Source organism: Streptomyces sp. NRRL S-340, assembly GCF_000720185.1.
Classification (GTDB): domain Bacteria; phylum Actinomycetota; class Actinomycetes; order Streptomycetales; family Streptomycetaceae; genus Streptomyces.
Genome location: NZ_JOIY01000026.1, coordinates 42,543 through 56,331, shown reverse-complemented (window position 1 = coordinate 56,331; position 13,789 = coordinate 42,543). Strand labels below are relative to the sequence as shown.

General features: G+C 66.9%; 26 protein-coding genes. All 26 read right to left on the bottom strand.

Translation table 11 applies throughout. The features are described from left to right. Positions 1 to 78: 78 nt before the first annotated feature. The 26 genes from rpsK to rplD all read right to left on the bottom strand — a co-directional run bounded on the left by rpsK (position 79) and on the right by rplD (position 13,788). On the bottom strand, positions 79 to 483 hold the full coding sequence (rpsK, locus tag IG64_RS20875; RefSeq protein WP_003956432.1) for a 30S ribosomal protein S11: 405 nt from the start codon (positions 481 to 483) through the stop codon (positions 79 to 81). Positions 484 to 548: 65 nt separating this feature from the next. Further along, on the bottom strand, positions 549 to 929 hold the full coding sequence (rpsM, locus tag IG64_RS20870) for a 30S ribosomal protein S13 (RefSeq protein ID WP_037858429.1): 381 nt from the start codon (positions 927 to 929) through the stop codon (positions 549 to 551). Positions 930 to 1,130: 201 nt separating this feature from the next. Beyond that, positions 1,131 to 1,244, bottom strand: a complete 114-nt coding sequence (gene rpmJ, locus IG64_RS20865; RefSeq protein WP_003998809.1) for a 50S ribosomal protein L36 — start codon at positions 1,242 to 1,244, stop codon at positions 1,131 to 1,133. 70 nt (positions 1,245 to 1,314) lie between these two features. Continuing rightward, positions 1,315 to 1,536 (bottom strand): translation initiation factor IF-1, encoded by a 222-nt coding sequence (gene infA, locus IG64_RS20860; protein ID WP_003948620.1) that lies wholly within the window; start codon positions 1,534 to 1,536, stop codon positions 1,315 to 1,317. A 285-nt stretch (positions 1,537 to 1,821) separates the two neighbouring features. Further along, positions 1,822 to 2,658: a type I methionyl aminopeptidase gene (gene map / locus IG64_RS20855; RefSeq protein WP_037858427.1), complete on the bottom strand. Its 837-nt coding sequence runs from the start codon at positions 2,656 to 2,658 to the stop codon at positions 1,822 to 1,824. 114 nt (positions 2,659 to 2,772) lie between these two features. Next, positions 2,773 to 3,435, bottom strand: a complete 663-nt coding sequence (locus IG64_RS20850) for an adenylate kinase (protein WP_037858426.1) — start codon at positions 3,433 to 3,435, stop codon at positions 2,773 to 2,775. Then, the gene (secY, locus tag IG64_RS20845; RefSeq protein ID WP_037858425.1) at positions 3,435 to 4,748 is read right to left on the bottom strand and encodes a preprotein translocase subunit SecY; all 1,314 of its coding nucleotides are present in this window, start codon (positions 4,746 to 4,748) and stop codon (positions 3,435 to 3,437) included. Before secY ends, IG64_RS20850 begins: the two co-directional genes overlap by 1 nt. Before the next feature lie 242 nt (positions 4,749 to 4,990). Then, the gene (gene rplO / locus IG64_RS20840; protein ID WP_018564817.1) at positions 4,991 to 5,446 is read right to left on the bottom strand and encodes a 50S ribosomal protein L15; all 456 of its coding nucleotides are present in this window, start codon (positions 5,444 to 5,446) and stop codon (positions 4,991 to 4,993) included. A 2-nt stretch (positions 5,447 to 5,448) separates the two neighbouring features. After that, positions 5,449 to 5,631 carry a 50S ribosomal protein L30 gene (rpmD, locus tag IG64_RS20835; RefSeq protein WP_009190145.1) on the bottom strand — a complete coding sequence of 61 codons (183 nt, stop codon included), beginning with the start codon at positions 5,629 to 5,631 and terminating at the stop codon, positions 5,449 to 5,451. 2 nt (positions 5,632 to 5,633) lie between these two features. After that, complete coding sequence (gene rpsE, locus IG64_RS20830) at positions 5,634 to 6,239, bottom strand: 30S ribosomal protein S5 (RefSeq protein ID WP_007494753.1); 606 nt, start codon at positions 6,237 to 6,239, stop codon at positions 5,634 to 5,636. A gap of 40 nt (positions 6,240 to 6,279) precedes the next feature. Next, positions 6,280 to 6,663, bottom strand: a complete 384-nt coding sequence (gene rplR / locus IG64_RS20825) for a 50S ribosomal protein L18 (protein ID WP_051813144.1) — start codon at positions 6,661 to 6,663, stop codon at positions 6,280 to 6,282. 3 nt (positions 6,664 to 6,666) lie between these two features. Beyond that, positions 6,667 to 7,206 (bottom strand): 50S ribosomal protein L6, encoded by a 540-nt coding sequence (gene rplF, locus IG64_RS20820; RefSeq protein ID WP_037858422.1) that lies wholly within the window; start codon positions 7,204 to 7,206, stop codon positions 6,667 to 6,669. A gap of 24 nt (positions 7,207 to 7,230) precedes the next feature. Then, complete coding sequence (gene rpsH, locus IG64_RS20815) at positions 7,231 to 7,629, bottom strand: 30S ribosomal protein S8 (protein WP_026252022.1); 399 nt, start codon at positions 7,627 to 7,629, stop codon at positions 7,231 to 7,233. Positions 7,630 to 7,842: 213 nt separating this feature from the next. Next, on the bottom strand, positions 7,843 to 8,028 hold the full coding sequence (locus tag IG64_RS20810; RefSeq protein ID WP_003948630.1) for a type Z 30S ribosomal protein S14: 186 nt from the start codon (positions 8,026 to 8,028) through the stop codon (positions 7,843 to 7,845). A 5-nt stretch (positions 8,029 to 8,033) separates the two neighbouring features. Further along, the gene (gene rplE, locus IG64_RS20805) at positions 8,034 to 8,591 is read right to left on the bottom strand and encodes a 50S ribosomal protein L5 (RefSeq protein ID WP_018564813.1); all 558 of its coding nucleotides are present in this window, start codon (positions 8,589 to 8,591) and stop codon (positions 8,034 to 8,036) included. Then, positions 8,591 to 8,914: a 50S ribosomal protein L24 gene (rplX, locus tag IG64_RS20800; protein ID WP_033272457.1), complete on the bottom strand. Its 324-nt coding sequence runs from the start codon at positions 8,912 to 8,914 to the stop codon at positions 8,591 to 8,593. Before rplX ends, rplE begins: the two co-directional genes overlap by 1 nt. A 2-nt stretch (positions 8,915 to 8,916) precedes the next feature. Beyond that, positions 8,917 to 9,285 carry a 50S ribosomal protein L14 gene (gene rplN / locus IG64_RS20795; protein WP_003998823.1) on the bottom strand — a complete coding sequence of 123 codons (369 nt, stop codon included), beginning with the start codon at positions 9,283 to 9,285 and terminating at the stop codon, positions 8,917 to 8,919. A 98-nt stretch (positions 9,286 to 9,383) separates the two neighbouring features. Next, positions 9,384 to 9,671, bottom strand: a complete 288-nt coding sequence (rpsQ, locus tag IG64_RS20790) for a 30S ribosomal protein S17 (protein ID WP_037858420.1) — start codon at positions 9,669 to 9,671, stop codon at positions 9,384 to 9,386. Further along, on the bottom strand, positions 9,668 to 9,892 hold the full coding sequence (rpmC, locus tag IG64_RS20785) for a 50S ribosomal protein L29 (RefSeq protein WP_018564811.1): 225 nt from the start codon (positions 9,890 to 9,892) through the stop codon (positions 9,668 to 9,670). Before rpmC ends, rpsQ begins: the two co-directional genes overlap by 4 nt. After that, positions 9,892 to 10,311 carry a 50S ribosomal protein L16 gene (rplP, locus tag IG64_RS20780; RefSeq protein ID WP_004927269.1) on the bottom strand — a complete coding sequence of 140 codons (420 nt, stop codon included), beginning with the start codon at positions 10,309 to 10,311 and terminating at the stop codon, positions 9,892 to 9,894. The genes rpmC and rplP overlap by 1 nt, the downstream gene beginning before the upstream one ends. Before the next feature lie 5 nt (positions 10,312 to 10,316). Continuing rightward, positions 10,317 to 11,147 (bottom strand): 30S ribosomal protein S3, encoded by an 831-nt coding sequence (gene rpsC, locus IG64_RS20775; RefSeq protein WP_028420771.1) that lies wholly within the window; start codon positions 11,145 to 11,147, stop codon positions 10,317 to 10,319. Then, the gene (gene rplV / locus IG64_RS20770; RefSeq protein WP_037858419.1) at positions 11,147 to 11,494 is read right to left on the bottom strand and encodes a 50S ribosomal protein L22; all 348 of its coding nucleotides are present in this window, start codon (positions 11,492 to 11,494) and stop codon (positions 11,147 to 11,149) included. The genes rpsC and rplV overlap by 1 nt, the downstream gene beginning before the upstream one ends. A gap of 44 nt (positions 11,495 to 11,538) precedes the next feature. Further along, the gene (rpsS, locus tag IG64_RS20765; protein WP_003948639.1) at positions 11,539 to 11,820 is read right to left on the bottom strand and encodes a 30S ribosomal protein S19; all 282 of its coding nucleotides are present in this window, start codon (positions 11,818 to 11,820) and stop codon (positions 11,539 to 11,541) included. A gap of 12 nt (positions 11,821 to 11,832) precedes the next feature. Further along, positions 11,833 to 12,669: a 50S ribosomal protein L2 gene (gene rplB, locus IG64_RS20760; protein ID WP_018564806.1), complete on the bottom strand. Its 837-nt coding sequence runs from the start codon at positions 12,667 to 12,669 to the stop codon at positions 11,833 to 11,835. Positions 12,670 to 12,709: 40 nt separating this feature from the next. Beyond that, positions 12,710 to 13,129, bottom strand: coding sequence for a 50S ribosomal protein L23 (gene rplW / locus IG64_RS20755; protein ID WP_037858416.1), 420 nt, complete (start codon positions 13,127 to 13,129; stop codon positions 12,710 to 12,712). Further along, positions 13,129 to 13,788, bottom strand: coding sequence for a 50S ribosomal protein L4 (gene rplD / locus IG64_RS20750; protein WP_037858415.1), 660 nt, complete (start codon positions 13,786 to 13,788; stop codon positions 13,129 to 13,131). Before rplD ends, rplW begins: the two co-directional genes overlap by 1 nt. Position 13,789: the final 1 nt, after the last annotated feature.

Here is a 13,789-nt window from a genome sequence, read left to right as displayed (position 1 = left end):
GAAGTGCGGGTACTGCAAGGGTACGGGCGGCACGGCCCGAAGGAGCCGTACCGCCCTGAACCACCGACCGGGCCGGCGTCAGACGCGACGACGCTTCGGCGGACGGCAGCCGTTGTGCGGGGTCGGGGTGACGTCCTGGATGGAGCCGACCTCGAGACCGGTCGCCTGGAGCGAACGGATGGCGGTCTCACGACCGGAACCCGGGCCCTTGACGAACACGTCGACCTTGCGCATGCCGTGCTCCTGCGCGCGGCGGGCAGCCGACTCGGCGGCCATCTGCGCGGCGAACGGCGTGGACTTCCGGGAGCCCTTGAAGCCGACGTGGCCGGCGGAGGCCCAGGAGATCACGTTGCCCGACGGGTCCGTGATCGAGACGATCGTGTTGTTGAACGTGCTCTTGATGTGCGCGTGGCCGTGAGCGACGTTCTTCTTTTCCTTGCGGCGCACCTTCTTGGCAGCGCCCTGACGTCCCTTGGGGGGCATGTCTTCTCCTACGGGAGGTGGTCGGTCCTACAGCGAAGACCGCTGGACGGCGAGTCCGCTGCGGACTACTTCTTGCCCGGCTTCTTCTTGCCGGCGATGGCGCGACGCGGGCCCTTGCGGGTACGGGCGTTCGTGCTGGTGCGCTGACCGCGGACGGGCAGACCGCGGCGGTGCCGCAGACCCTGGTAGCAGCCGATCTCGACCTTGCGGCGGATGTCGGCCTGGATCTCGCGACGGAGGTCACCCTCGGTCTTGATGTTGTTGTCGACGTACTCGCGGATCGCGACGAGCTGCTCCTCGGAGAGGTCGCGGACGCGGGTGTTCGGGTCGACGCCGGTGGCGGCCAGCGTCTGCTGGGAGAGGGTCCGGCCGATGCCGAACACGTAGGTGAGGGCGACCTCCACGCGCTTTTCGCGCGGGATGTCAACACCGGAAACGCGTGCCATTCAATGGCTCCAGTTGATCTTCGGAGGTCTTCCGCAGAACAGGTTCCCGGCCGCCGTACCAGGTACGAACCGGGTCCCCGGCCTCCGAACCGGGGGTGTCAGACGGAGACGGACTCCGCCTGTGTCCTGCGTATGTACACATTCAGCTCGCGTCGCGCGAAACTCTGCGGATCAGGTGCAGAGGGTGCGGTCGGTCGTGCGTCAGCCCTGGCGCTGCTTGTGGCGCGGGTTCTCGCAGATGACCATGACCCGGCCGTGACGGCGGATCACCCTGCACTTGTCGCAGATCTTCTTGACGCTCGGCTTGACCTTCATGGGATGTGAGGTTCTCCGGGTCAGTTGCCGGCGGACCCGCGGCCTCGCGGCCACGGGACGTGGGCAAGATCTACTTGTACCGGTAGACGATCCGGCCACGCGTCAGGTCGTACGGAGAAAGCTCCACCACGACCCGGTCGTCAGGGAGGATGCGGATGTAGTGCATACGCATCTTGCCGCTGATGTGTGCCAGGACCTGGTGGCCGTTCTGGAGCTCGACCTTGAACATGGCGTTCGGCAGAGACTCGACGACAGTGCCCTCGATCTCGATGGCACCTTGCTTCTTGGCCACGCTTCGCCCTTCGAATCGACTACCTTGATCGACTCTCTCTGCTTCCCTTGCGGGCGCATGCGGACATGCGGGTGCACGAGAGCCGACGAGTCAGTCTACGTCAGCGCACCCGGAAACACGAATCGGGAGAGTCTGCCCGTCCCGGGAGATCGTTACGCCCGCCGGTCCGCGGTCGGCGGTCGACGGACCGGCACGGCCGGGGGCCGCCGGAAGCGGCGCGGGAGCGGGCTGAAGGGGAAGAGAGGAAGGTGCGGGCCGGCGCCTCCCGGCGCCGGACCACAGCCGTCAGGCGAGCGGGTCCGGTGCCGCCGTGATGCCGTACTCGGCCAGCTTCGCCTTGCCGCCGTCCGGGGCCGTCAGGACCAGCGGGCCCTGCTCGGTGAGCGCCACCGAGTGCTCCCAGTGGGAGGACCAGGTGCCGTCCGTCGTGATGACCGTCCACTCGTCGTCCAGGACCCGGGTCTTCGGGGTGCCGAGGGAGACCATGGGCTCGATGGCCAGGCAGAAGCCGGGGACCAGCTTGGGGCCCTTGCCGCGGCGGCGGTCGACGTAGTTCAGCAGGTGCGGATCCATGTGCATCTCGGTGCCGATGCCGTGGCCGCCGTAGTCCTCGATGATGCCGTAACGGCCGCCGCCCGGCTTGGGCTGGCGGCGGATGTACGTCTCGACAGCGCGCGAGATGTCGACCAGGCGGTTGCCCTGCTTCATCGCCGCGATGCCCGCCCACATCGACTCCTCGGTCACCCGGGACAGCTCGACCAGCTCCGGGGCGTGACCGGAACCGACGAACGCCGTGTAGGCCGCGTCGCCGTGCCAGCCGTCGACGATCGCGCCGCAGTCGATGGAGATGATGTCGCCGTCCTTGAGGACCACCTCGTCGGAGGGGATGCCGTGGACGACGACCTCGTTGACCGAGGTGCAGATCGTGGCCGGGAAGCCGCCGTAACCGAGGAAGTTCGGCTTGGCGTTGTGGTCGGCCAGCACCTTGCGGGCCACCTGGTCCAGGTCCTTGGTGCTCGCGCCCGGCACGGCCGCCTCACGGGTGGCCGCGTGGATCGCGGCGACGACCAGCCCCGCCGCACGCATCGTGGCGATCTGCTCGGGGGTCTTGATCTGCACCATGGGGACAGGGCCTTTCTGGGACCGGGCGACTGCTTCAACCATACGGGCGCCGGCGCGCCCACAGCACAGCCGCGGCCCCCGGCAGGAGGAACCGCGGCTGCGACCGGCGTGCGACTACTGCGTGACGTCCTCACGCTTCAGCGCCTGAAGGGCGCGACGCGTGATCTCGTCGACCGGGCCGAGCGACGAGATCGTCACGACCAGGCCCTGCTTGCGGTAGTAGTCGATGATCGGCTCGGTCTGTGTGTGGTAGACCTCGAGCCGCTTGCGGACGGTGTCCTCGTGGTCGTCGTCCCGCTGGTACAGCTCGCCCCCGCAGACGTCGCAGACGCCTTCCTTCTTCGGCTTGCTGTACGACACGTGGAAGACGTGGCTGGAGTCGTTGCGGCAGATGCGCCGGCCGGCGATCCGCTTGACGACCTCCTCCTCGGGAACCTCCAGGTCGAGGACCGCGTCGAGCTTGATGCCCTCGCTCTCGAGCGTCCCGTCCAGCGCCTGGGCCTGCGAGACGTTGCGCGGGAAGCCGTCGAGCAGGAAGCCGCCGGCGGCGTCCGGCTGCTCCATGCGGTCCTTCGCCATGGCGATCGTGACCTCGTCGGGAACCAGGTTGCCCGCGTCCATGTAGGACTTCGCGAGCTTGCCCAGCTCCGTCTGCCTGCTGATGTTGGCGCGGAACAGGTCGCCCGTGGAGATGTGCGGGATCGACAGCTTCTCGGCCAGGCGCGTTGCCTGCGTACCCTTGCCTGCGCCAGGCGGCCCGACGAGGACGATTCGCATCAGCGGAGGAACCCTTCGTAATTGCGCTGCTGGAGCTGGCTCTCGATCTGCTTCACCGTCTCGAGACCGACACCCACGATGATCAGGATGCTGGTACCGCCGAACGGGAAGTTCTGGCTTGCCCCGAAGCCAACCAACGCCACTGTTGGTACGAGAGCGATCAGACCCAGATACAGCGAACCCGGCCAGGTGATCCGGTTGAGCACGTACGAAAGGTACTCAGCGGTCGGTCGGCCAGCCCGGATGCCCGGGATGAAGCCACCATACTTCTTCATGTTGTCCGCGACTTCCTCGGGGTTGAAGGAGATCGCCACGTAGAAGAACGCGAAGAACACGATGAGCAAGAAGTACGCGGTGATGTAGATCGGGTGGTCGCCCTTGGTCAGGTTCTGCTGGACCCAGGTCTTCCAGCTCGAGTTGCCGCCGGAGAACTGCGCGACGAGAGCCGGGATGTAGAGCAGCGACGAGGCGAAGATCACGGGGATGACGCCCGCCTGGTTCACCTTGAGCGGGATGTACGTCGACGTACCGCCGTAGGAACGGCGGCCGATCATGCGCTTCGCGTACTGCACCGGGATGCGGCGCTGGGCCTGCTCCACGAAGACGACCAGGCCGACCATGATCAGGCCGACCAGGAGCACGGTGCTGAACTCGATCCAGCCGCCGGCCAGCTTGCCCGACGTCTTGATGGACCACAGCGCCGACGGGAACGTCGCGGCGATCGAGATGAACATCAGGATCGACATGCCGTTGCCGATGCCGCGGTCGGTGACCAGCTCGCCGAGCCACATCACCAGGACCGTGCCCGCGGTCATGCAGACCACCATGACGATGGTGTTGAAGATCGCCTGGTCCGGGACGATGTCCGCGGCCGCCGTGCACCCGGAGAAGAGGGCGCCGCTGCGGGCGGTGGCCACCAGGCCGGTGCCCTGCAGGATGGCCAGCGCCACCGTCAGGTAACGGGTGTACTGGGTGATCTTCGCGGTGCCGGACTGGCCCTCCTTCTTGAGGGCCTCCAGCCGCGGGATGACCACGGTCAGCAGCTGCAGGATGATGCTCGCCGTGATGTACGGCAGGATCCCGAGGGCGAAGACCGTGATCTGCAGCAGCGCACCGCCGCTGAACATGTTGACCAGTCCGAAGAGGCCCTGGCTGCCGGCGGCCTCGGTCACGCACGTCTGTACGGCCTTGTAGTTGACGCCCGGGATCGGGATGTGGGTACCGACGCGGTACACCACGATGATGCCGAGTGTGAAGAGCAGCTTCTTGCGCAGGTCGGGCGTCCTGAACGCCCGGGCGAAGCCGGTGAGCACGGTGCCTCCTGCGACCCCCGCGCACGTGCGTCAGGGTGACGGTTGTGAGGTTCCAACTGAGAACGACGAATGGACAACGGACGACTGCCGCTCCGAGTGCCCGTGATGCGGCATCCGGTGGAAGTGGACAGTGCAGGCCACCTTACCGGCGAGACCGCCCCCCTAGGAACGACCAACCGGGGATACCCCATTTGTGGGTATCCCCGGTCGGGACGTTCAGGTCATCGAGACGTCCGACGGTGTCAGACGAGCTCGGTGACGCTACCGCCGGCGGCGGTGATCTTCTCCTTGGCGGAGCCGGAGACGGCGTCGACCGTCACCTGCAGCGCCACGGAGACCTCGCCCTGGCCGAGAACCTTGACGAGGCTGTTCTTGCGAACGGCACCCTTGGCCACCAGGTCCTCGACGGTGACCTCGCCACCCTCGGGGTACAGCGCGGCCAGCTTGTCGAGGTTCACGACCTGGTACTCGGTCTTGAACGGGTTCTTGAAGCCCTTCAGCTTCGGGAGGCGCATGTGGAGGGGCATCTGCCCGCCCTCGAAGCGCTCCGGAACCTGGTAACGGGCCTTGGTGCCCTTGGTACCACGACCGGCCGTCTTACCCTTCGACGCCTCACCACGACCCACACGGGTCTTGGCGGTCTTGGCGCCCGGGGCGGGACGGAGGTTGTGGATCTTGAGCGGGTTCTGCTCCGCCATGATCAGTCGACCTCCTCGACCGTCACGAGGTGGCGGACGGTGTGCACCATGCCGCGGAACTCGGGGCGGTCCTCCTTGACGACCACGTCACCCAGGCGCTTGAGGCCCAGGGAACGCAGGGTGTCACGGTGGTTCTGCTTGCTGCCGATGTAGGACTTCGTCTGCGTGATCTTGAGCTGCGCCATGATTACGCACCCGCCCCGGCACGCGCACGCAGGAGAGCCGCCGGAGCGACGTCCTCCAGGGGCAGACCACGGCGGGCCGCGACCTCCTCCGGACGCTGCAGGCCCTTGAGGGCCGCCACGGTGGCGTGCACGATGTTGATCGCGTTGTCGGAGCCGAGCGACTTCGACAGGATGTCGTGGATACCGGCGCACTCGAGCACGGCACGCACCGGACCACCGGCGATCACGCCGGTACCCGGGGACGCGGGCTTGAGCAGCACGACGCCGGCAGCCTTCTCACCCTGGATGGGGTGCGGGATGGTGCCCTGGATGCGGGGGACCTTGAAGAAGTGCTTCTTGGCCTCCTCAACACCCTTGGCGATGGCGGCCGGCACCTCCTTGGCCTTGCCGTATCCGACACCCACGGTGCCGTCACCGTCGCCCACCACGACCAGCGCGGTGAAGCTGAAGCGACGACCACCCTTCACAACCTTGGCGACGCGGTTGATCGCGACAACGCGCTCAACGTACGCGGTCTTCTCGGCGGCAGCTGCGCCGCCGTCACGGCCCTTCCGGTCCCGCCGCTCGCCGCCACCGGCACCGCCACCGCGGCGCTGGGGTCCAGCCATTGGAATTACCTCTCTCTGTTTCCGCTAGCTCGGAACCGGCTCAGAACTTCAGGCCGGCTTCGCGGGCGGCGTCCGCCAGGGCGGCGATGCGCCCGGCGTACTGGTTGCCACCACGGTCGAACACGACAGCCTCGACACCGGCGGCCTTGGCACGCTCGGCGACCAGGGCGCCGACCTGCTTGGCCTGCGCGGACTTGTCGCCCTCGGCACCGCGGATCGACGTGTCCAGCGTGGACGCCGACGCCAGGGTGTGACCCTTGAGGTCGTCGATCACCTGCGCCACGATGTGGCGGTTGGAGCGGGTCACGACCAGACGGGGGCGCTCCGCCGTACCGGCGATCCGCTTGCGGATCCGGATGTGACGGCGCTTGATCGCGGCGCGCTTGTAGGCGTCGCCCTTGAGGATCTTCTGCCCGTATGCCATGGCTTACTTACCCGCCTTTCCGACCTTGCGGCGGATGACTTCGCCCTCGTACTTGACACCCTTGGCCTTGTACGGGTCGGGCTTGCGCAGCTTGCGGATGTTGGCCGCAACCTCGCCGACCTTCTGCTTGTCGATGCCCTCGACCGAGAAGCGGGTGGGGGCCTCCACCTTGAAGGTGATGCCCTCGGGTGCCTCGACGGTGATCGGGTGGCTGTAGCCGAGCGCGAACTCGAGGTTCGAACCCTTGGCCGTCACGCGGTAACCGACACCGCTGATCTCGAGCTTCTTCACGTAACCCTGGGTCACGCCGGTGATCATGTTCGCCACCAGCGTGCGGGACAGGCCGTGCAGGGCCTTGTTCTGACGCTCGTCGTTGGGGCGGGTGACGTTCAGGACGCCGTCCTCACCCTTGACGATCTCGATGGGCGCGACGACGGTGTGGGTCAGTTCGCCCTTGGGGCCCTTGACCTTGACCGTGCGGCCGTCGATGGTGACGTCCACGCCGGCGGGAACCGTGATGGGGAGCTTGCCAATACGCGACATAGCTGTTTCCTCCGTTCCCTTCCGTTACCAGACGTAGGCGAGGACTTCCCCACCCACGCCCTTCTTGCCGGCCTGCTTGTCGGTGAGGAGCCCGTGCGACGTGGAGATGATCGCCACGCCGAGGCCGCCGAGCACCTTCGGCAGGTTGGTGGACTTCGCGTAGACCCGGAGACCGGGCTTCGAGATCCGCTTGATGCCCGCGATGGAGCGCTCACGGTTCGGGCCGTACTTCAGCTCGAGGACGAGGTTCTTGCCGACCTCGGCGTCCTCGGTCTTCCAGCCGGTGATGAAGCCCTCCTGCTGGAGGATCTCCGCGATGTGCGACTTGATCTTCGATGCCGGCATCGTCACGGAGTCGTGGTATGCCGAGTTCGCGTTCCGCAGACGCGTAAGCATGTCTGCGATCGGATCAGTCATGGTCATGAATTGGCCTTCGGCCTCTCTCGCCGGGGTTTCCTGGTGCGCCATCCCTCTCCCCGATCCGAGACGGGACGGGTGCGGCGCGGTGGACCTACGGCGTAGTAAGTCGTTTAGGGCACGGCAGGCGCCCAACCCCACAAGCCTAAGCCATGGGGGGTGGGCGTCCTGCCGACCCCAGTTGCTTACCGAGAGTCCTGATTCAACCCAAGTGGGTTGTTACCAGGAGCTCTTGGTCACGCCCGGCAGCTCGCCACGGTGAGCCATCTCACGAAGGCACACGCGGCACAGGCCGAACTTGCGGTACACGGAGTGCGGACGACCGCAGCGCTGGCAGCGGGTGTAGCCACGCACACCGAACTTGGGCTTGCGAGCAGCCTTCGCGATGAGAGCCTTCTTCGCCATCTCGCTCACGCCTCCTTGAACGGGAAGCCGAGGTGACGGAGAAGGGCGCGGCCCTCTTCGTCGTTGGTCGCCGTGGTGACCACGGTGATGTCCATACCCCGGACACGGTCGATCTTGTCCTGGTCGATCTCGTGGAACATGACCTGCTCCGTGAGACCGAAGGTGTAGTTGCCACGGCCGTCGAACTGCTTGGGGGACAGGCCGCGGAAGTCGCGGATGCGCGGCAGCGCGAGCGACAGGGTGCGGTCCAGGAACTCCCACATGCGGTCGCCACGGAGCGTGACGTGGGCACCGATCGGCTGGCCCTCACGCAGCTTGAACTGCGCGATGGACTTGCGGGCCTTGGTGACCGCGGGCTTCTGGCCGGTGATCGTGGTGAGGTCGCGGATGGCGCCCTCGATCAGCTTGGAGTCGCGGGCGGCGTCGCCCACACCCATGTTGACCACGATCTTGACGAGGCCCGGGATCTGCATGACGTTCTCGTACTTGAACTCGTCACGCAGCTTGGGGGCGATCTCGCCGCGGTACTTCTGCTTCAGACGCGGGGCAGTGGTGGTAGCCATCAGATGTCCTCACCCGTCCGCTTGGCAACGCGGATCTTGTTGCCCTCGTCGTCGAAGCGGTAACCGACGCGCGTGACGACCTTGTTGCCGTCCTTCTCCACGACCAGCTGGACGTTGGAGACGTGGATCGGGGCCTCGGTGGTCACGATGCCGCCGGCCTGGGAACCGCTGGCGGTCGGGCCGGCCTTGGTGTGCTTCTTGACCCGGTTGACACCCTCGACCAGGACGCGGTCCTCGCGGGGGAAGGCCGCGATGACCTTGCCCTGCTTGCCCTTGTCCTTACCGGTGATGACCTGGACCAGGTCGCCCTTCTTGATCTTCATGCTTACAGCACCTCCGGAGCCAGCGAGATGATCTTCATGAACTTCTTCTCGCGCAGCTCACGGCCCACGGGGCCGAAGATACGGGTGCCGCGAGGGTCGCCGTCGTTCTTCAGAATGACGGCGGCGTTCTCGTCGAAGCGGATGTACGAGCCGTCCGGACGGCGGCGCTCCTTGACGGTGCGAACGATGACCGCCTTGACGACGTCACCCTTCTTCACGTTGCCACCGGGGATCGCGTCCTTGACGGTGGCGACGATGACGTCACCGATGCCCGCGTAGCGGCGACCGGAGCCACCGAGCACACGGATGCAAAGGATCTCCTTCGCACCAGTGTTGTCGGCGACACGCAGCCGCGACTCCTGCTGGATCACGTCTATCTCCTGTTTGTCTGCCGGTTCCCCGGGGGCCGCTCAGCGAGCGGGCCCCCGGAGCCTGGCGGAACTGTCCTGCGAGGGAACTCCCGCAGGAATTACTTGGCCTTCTCGAGGATCTCGACGACGCGCCAGCGCTTCGTCGCGGACAGCGGCCGGGTCTCCATCAGGAGGACGCGGTCGCCGACGCCCGCGGCGTTCTGCTCGTCGTGCGCCTTGAGCTTGTTCGTACGGCGGATGACCTTGCCGTACAGCGCGTGCTTGACGCGGTCCTCGACGGCGACGACGACGGTCTTGTCCATCTTGTCGCTGACGACGAGGCCCTCGCGGGTCTTGCGGAAGCCGCGCGCCTCGGAGTTCTGCTCAGTCACGTTGTTCTCGCTCATGCGTTCTCCACCGTTTCGATGCCCAGCTCACGCTCGCGCATCAGGGTGTAGATCCGCGCGATGTCCTTGCGGACCGCCTTGAGACGGCCGTGGTTTTCGAGCTGGCCCGTCGCCGCCTGGAAACGGAGGTTGAACAGCTCTTCCTTGGCCTCGCGGAGCTTGCCCAGAAGCTCCTCGTTGCCCAGCTCGCGCAGCTCGGACGCCTTGGTACCGGCCGACATCACGCTTCACCTGCCTCGCGCTTGACGATCCGGCACTTCATCGGCAGCTTGTGGGCCGCACGAGTCAGCGCCTCACGGGCGATCTTCTCGTTGGGGTACGACAGCTCGAACATCACCCGACCGGGGTGAACGTTCGCGATCCACCACTCCGGAGAACCCTTACCGGAACCCATGCGGGTCTCGGCGGGCTTCTTCGTGAGCGGACGGTCCGGGTAGATGTTGATCCAGACCTTGCCGCCACGCTTGATGTGGCGGGTCATCGCGATACGGGCCGCCTCGATCTGGCGGTTGGTCACGTACGCCGGCGTGAGGGCCTGGATGCCGTACTCGCCGAACGCGACCGTCGTACCGCCCTTGGCCTGACCACGGCGCTTCGGGTGGTGCTGCTTGCGGTGCTTGACCCTACGGGGGATCAGCATGTCGGTCAGGCCTCCGTTCCGGTGCTCTCAGCCGGAGCGGCAGCGGCCGGGGCCTCGGCCTTGGGGGCCTCGGCGGCCGGAGCCTGCTGCTGCTGCGGCTTGCGACCGCGCCGCTCGCCACCGCGGCCACCACGGGCCGGGCGGTCGGCACCACCGCGGGCCGGGCGGTTACCCGCACGGGCCGCAGCGTTCTCGGCGCGGACCTCGGCGATGTTCTTCACGTCGCCCTTGTAGATCCAGACCTTCACGCCGATGCGGCCGAAGGTCGTCTTGGCCTCGAAGAAGCCGTAGTCCACGTTCGCGCGGAGCGTGTGCAGGGGCACGCGGCCCTCGCGGTAGAACTCCGAGCGGGACATCTCGGCGCCGCCGAGGCGGCCGCCGCACTGGATCTTGATGCCCTTGGCGCCGGCCTTCATCGCCGACTGCATGCTCTTGCGCATGGCACGGCGGAAGGAGACGCGGGAGGAGAGCTGCTCGGCGACGGCCTGGGCAACCAGCTGAGCGTCGGTCTCGGGGTTCTTGACCTCGAGGATGTTCAGCTGGACCTGCTTGCCGGTGAGCTTCTCGAGGTCGCCGCGGATGCGGTCGGCCTCGGCGCCGCGGCGGCCGATGACGATGCCCGGACGAGCGGTGTGGATGTCCACACGCACGCGGTCACGGGTGCGCTCGATCTCGACCTTGGAGATGCCGGCGCGCTCCATGCCGGACGTCATCATCCGACGGATGGCGACGTCTTCCTTGACGTAGTCCTTGTACAGCTTGTCGGCGTACCAACGCGACTTGAAGTCGGTCGTGACACCGAGCCGGAACCCGTGCGGGTTTACCTTCTGGCCCATTACCGGGTTCCTTCCTTGCTGCTGACGACCACGGTGATGTGGCTGGTCCGCTTGCGGATCCGGTAGGCGCGGCCCTGGGCGCGCGGACGGAACCGCTTCAGGGTCGGGCCCTCGTCGACGTAGGCCTCGGAGATGTAGAGGCTGTCGGCGTCGGTGTGGTCGTAGTTGTGCGCGGCGTTGGCGATGGCGCTGTCCAGCACCTTGCCGACCGGCACGCTCGCGGCCTGCGGGGCGAAACGCAGGACCGCCTGAGCCTCCGTGGCGTTCATGCCACGGATGAGGTCCACCACGCGGCGGGCCTTCATGGGCGTGACGCGGATGTACCGCGCCTGGGCCCTGGCTTCCATGGTTGTCCCTTCAGTGTTTGTCATGGTCTTTCACACCCCGCTGACTAGCGGCGCTTCGACTTCCGGTCGTCCTTGACGTGACCCCGGAAGGTGCGCGTCGGCGAGAACTCGCCGAGCTTGTGGCCGACCATGGACTCGGTGACAAACACCGGGATGTGGGTCTTGCCGTTGTGCACCGCGATCGTGTGGCCCAGCATCGCCGGGACGATCATCGAGCGGCGGGACCAGGTCTTGATGACGTTCTTGGTGCCGGCTTCGTTCTGTACGTCCACCTTCTTGATCAGGTGGTCGTCGACGAAAGGCCCCTTCTTCAAGCTACGAGGCATCTCAACCCGTCCTTAGCGCTTCTTGTTCGTCTTGCGGCGGCGGACGATGTACTTGTTGCTCGCCTTCTTGGGAGAACGAGTACGACCTTCCTTCTGACCCCAGGGGCTGACCGGGTGGCGGCCACCCGAGGTCTTGCCCTCACCACCACCGTGGGGGTGGTCAACCGGGTTCATCGCCACACCGCGAACGGTCGGGCGGACGCCCAGCCAGCGCTTGCGGCCGGCCTTGCCCCAGTTGATGTTGCTCTGCTCGGCGTTGCCGACCTCGCCGACCGTGGCGCGGCAGCGCTGGTCGACCAGGCGGATCTCACCGGACGGCATGCGGAGGTGGGCCATCGTGCCCTCCTTCGCGAGCAGCTGCACGGAGGCACCGGCGGAGCGGGCGAACTTGGCACCGCCACCGGGACGGAGCTCGATCGCGTGGATCGTGGTACCGACCGGGATGTTGCGGAGAGCCAGGTTGTTGCCCGGCTTGATGTCGGCCCCGGGACCGTTCTCCACGCGGTCGCCCTGCTGCAGGTTGCGCGGGGCGAGGATGTAGCGCTTCTCGCCGTCGGCGTAGTGCAGCAGCGCGATGCGCGCGGTGCGGTTGGGGTCGTACTCGATGTGCGCGACCTTCGCCGGCACGCCGTCCTTGTCGTGACGACGGAAGTCGATCACGCGGTAGGCGCGCTTGTGTCCGCCACCCTGGTGGCGAACGGTCACACGACCGGAATTGTTACGGCCGCCCTTGCTGTGCAGGGGACGGACCAGCGACTTCTCCGGCGTGGACCGCGTGACCTCGACGAAGTCGGCGACGCTGGCGCCACGACGGCCAGGAGTCGTCGGCTTGTACTTGCGGATACCCATTTCTCAGTCCTCGTCCGATATCGGACGATCCGGACCGCCGTCAGGCGGTCGGACCGCCGAAGATGTCGATACGGTCGCCCTCGGCGAGGGTCACGATCGCGCGCTTGGTCGCGGCACGCTGGCCGAAACCGGTGCGGGTCCGCTTGCGCTTGCCCTGGCGGTTGATCGTGTTGACCCCGGTGACCTTGACCTCGAAGACCGCCTGGACGGCCTCCTTGATCTGGGTCTTGTTGGCACGCGGGTCGACGATGAACGTGTACTTGTTCTCGTCGAGGAGCGCGTAGCTCTTCTCGGAGACGACCGGCTTGACCAGGACGTCACGGGGGTCCGTGTACGACTTGCTCAGCGGGGTCTCGACCGTGTTCTTGCCCTCGGTGGCGTGGCGGCGCGCCTTGGCGACGCGCGCGGCCTTGGCGGCCTTGGCGGCCTTCGAGGCGATGGAGGGGTGACGCGTAGCCATCAGGCCTCGCTCCCTTCGGTGTCGTTGGCCTTGTTCGGGCCGGCGACGAAGGACTCGAAAGCGGCCTTGGTGAAGACCACGTCGTCCGAGACGAGAACGTCGTACGTGTTCAGCTGGCCCGGCTCCAGGATGTGGACCTGGGGCAGGTTGCGGGCGGACAGCCACGCGGCCTCGTCGGCGCGGTCGACGACCAGGAGCAGGTTCTTGCGCTCCGAGATCTTGCCGAACAGCGTCCGGGCGGCCTTGGTGGAGGCGGTCTCACCCTCGACCACGCCGGAGACGACGTGGATGCGGTTGTGGCGGGCCCGGTCGGTGAGGGCGTGGCGCAGGGCCGCGGCCTTCATCTTCTTCGGGGTCCGCTGCGAGTAGTCGCGCGGCACGGGACCGTGCACGACGCCACCACCGGCGAACTGCGGCGCGCGGGTCGAGCCCTGACGGGCACGGCCGGTGCCCTTCTGGCGGTACGGCTTCTTGCCACCGCCGCGGACCTCGCCACGCGTCTTGGTCTTGTGGGTGCCCTGACGGGCAGCGGCCAGCTGTGCGACGACGACCTGGTGGATCAGCGGGACGCTGACCTTCTCAACGCCGAAGATCTCCGCGGGGAGCTCGACGGTACCGGCCTTCTCGCCCGCCGGCGAAAGGATGTCAACAGTGCTCATC

Bases quoted from the DNA above. Each gene is read 5' to 3' on its own strand.
- rplP (WP_004927269.1), bottom strand. From the start codon at position 10,311: ATGCTGATCCCCCGTAGGGTCAAGCACCGCAAGCAGCACCACCCGAAG.
- rplF (WP_037858422.1), bottom strand. From the start codon at position 7,206: ATGTCGCGTATTGGCAAGCTCCCCATCACGGTTCCCGCCGGCGTGGAC.
- IG64_RS20810 (WP_003948630.1), bottom strand. From the start codon at position 8,028: ATGGCGAAGAAGGCTCTCATCGCGAAGGCTGCTCGCAAGCCCAAGTTC.
- rpsK (WP_003956432.1), bottom strand. From the start codon at position 483: ATGCCCCCCAAGGGACGTCAGGGCGCTGCCAAGAAGGTGCGCCGCAAG.
- rpsE (WP_007494753.1), bottom strand. From the start codon at position 6,239: ATGGCTGGACCCCAGCGCCGCGGTGGCGGTGCCGGTGGCGGCGAGCGG.
- rpsQ (WP_037858420.1), bottom strand. From the start codon at position 9,671: ATGAGCGAGAACAACGTGACTGAGCAGAACTCCGAGGCGCGCGGCTTC.
- rpmC (WP_018564811.1), bottom strand. From the start codon at position 9,892: ATGTCGGCCGGTACCAAGGCGTCCGAGCTGCGCGAGCTGGGCAACGAG.
- rpsS (WP_003948639.1), bottom strand. From the start codon at position 11,820: ATGCCTCGTAGCTTGAAGAAGGGGCCTTTCGTCGACGACCACCTGATC.
- rpsH (WP_026252022.1), bottom strand. From the start codon at position 7,629: ATGACCATGACTGATCCGATCGCAGACATGCTTACGCGTCTGCGGAAC.
- rplB (WP_018564806.1), bottom strand. From the start codon at position 12,669: ATGGGTATCCGCAAGTACAAGCCGACGACTCCTGGCCGTCGTGGCGCC.
- rplE (WP_018564813.1), bottom strand. From the start codon at position 8,591: ATGGCTACCACCACTGCCCCGCGTCTGAAGCAGAAGTACCGCGGCGAG.
- IG64_RS20850 (WP_037858426.1), bottom strand. From the start codon at position 3,435: ATGCGAATCGTCCTCGTCGGGCCGCCTGGCGCAGGCAAGGGTACGCAG.
- rpsM (WP_037858429.1), bottom strand. From the start codon at position 929: ATGGCACGCGTTTCCGGTGTTGACATCCCGCGCGAAAAGCGCGTGGAG.
- map (WP_037858427.1), bottom strand. From the start codon at position 2,658: ATGGTGCAGATCAAGACCCCCGAGCAGATCGCCACGATGCGTGCGGCG.
- rplV (WP_037858419.1), bottom strand. From the start codon at position 11,494: ATGGAAGCCAGGGCCCAGGCGCGGTACATCCGCGTCACGCCCATGAAG.
- rplD (WP_037858415.1), bottom strand. From the start codon at position 13,788: ATGAGCACTGTTGACATCCTTTCGCCGGCGGGCGAGAAGGCCGGTACC.
- rpmD (WP_009190145.1), bottom strand. From the start codon at position 5,631: ATGGCGCAGCTCAAGATCACGCAGACGAAGTCCTACATCGGCAGCAAG.
- rpmJ (WP_003998809.1), bottom strand. From the start codon at position 1,244: ATGAAGGTCAAGCCGAGCGTCAAGAAGATCTGCGACAAGTGCAGGGTG.
- rplX (WP_033272457.1), bottom strand. From the start codon at position 8,914: ATGAAGATCAAGAAGGGCGACCTGGTCCAGGTCATCACCGGTAAGGAC.
- rplW (WP_037858416.1), bottom strand. From the start codon at position 13,129: ATGGCTACGCGTCACCCCTCCATCGCCTCGAAGGCCGCCAAGGCCGCC.
- rplO (WP_018564817.1), bottom strand. From the start codon at position 5,446: ATGGCGGAGCAGAACCCGCTCAAGATCCACAACCTCCGTCCCGCCCCG.
- rplR (WP_051813144.1), bottom strand. From the start codon at position 6,663: ATGGCATACGGGCAGAAGATCCTCAAGGGCGACGCCTACAAGCGCGCC.
- rpsC (WP_028420771.1), bottom strand. From the start codon at position 11,147: ATGGGCCAGAAGGTAAACCCGCACGGGTTCCGGCTCGGTGTCACGACC.